1 protein-coding gene is annotated in these 539 nt (G+C 47.3%); it reads right to left on the bottom strand.

Annotated features, from left to right (window positions below):
• Nucleotides 1-101: 101 nt before the first annotated feature.
• Nucleotides 102-392, bottom strand: a complete 291-nt coding sequence (tnpB, locus tag ABD930_RS21850; protein ID WP_425571119.1) for an IS66 family insertion sequence element accessory protein TnpB — start codon at nucleotides 390-392, stop codon at nucleotides 102-104.
• Nucleotides 393-539: the final 147 nt, after the last annotated feature.

Genomic DNA, 539 nt, shown 5'->3' with positions numbered 1-539 from the left:
TGGGAAACAACCTTTAAAAGCTCTTCTTTTGATAGGGTTTCCAGTGCCGTTTGCATGTCTAAAAATAAACAAAAACGGCCTGAACGGCAAAAAAAAAGTAATTATTTCGATGGTGAAAATCTCCTGCGACGGTTGCTCTTTACCACCTCGATCCCTTCCACCATCAGGATCAGATCGCTCCAGCTGATGCCCCCGGACAGTGTGTTTTTGGGCAAAGGGAAGGTGCCGCTTTCCAACCTTTTGTAATACAGTACGAAGCCTCCATGCTCCCAGTGCAGCAGTTTGATATGCGTCCGTTTACGGTTGAGAAAAACAAACACCTCTCCGCCGGTCGGGTTACGGCCAAGCTCACTGCCCACAAGACCGCACAGCCCGTCAAAACTCTTGCGCATATCGCAATTCCCACGGTAAAGGTAATAACTGTGAGAGGATCCCAGTGAGAACATATCAGTAAAGACGGATCAATTGGGACAGTGTTTTCAGATCTCCCGATGGCACTTTTATCTTCACCCCGTTGGGATAGGTGAGTTCAATTTCTT

The sequence above is a fragment of the Olivibacter ginsenosidimutans genome (assembly GCF_039542865.1).
GTDB classification, from domain to species: domain Bacteria; phylum Bacteroidota; class Bacteroidia; order Sphingobacteriales; family Sphingobacteriaceae; genus Olivibacter; species Olivibacter ginsenosidimutans.
Note: the sequence above shows the minus strand (reverse complement) of the source record. Positions and strands in the feature narration are given on the sequence as shown.

What these genes read in the sequence shown, in the direction of transcription:
- tnpB (WP_425571119.1), bottom strand. Translation starts at nt 392, where the DNA reads ATGCGCAAGAGTTTTGACGGGCTGTGCGGTCTTGTGGGCAGTGAGCTT.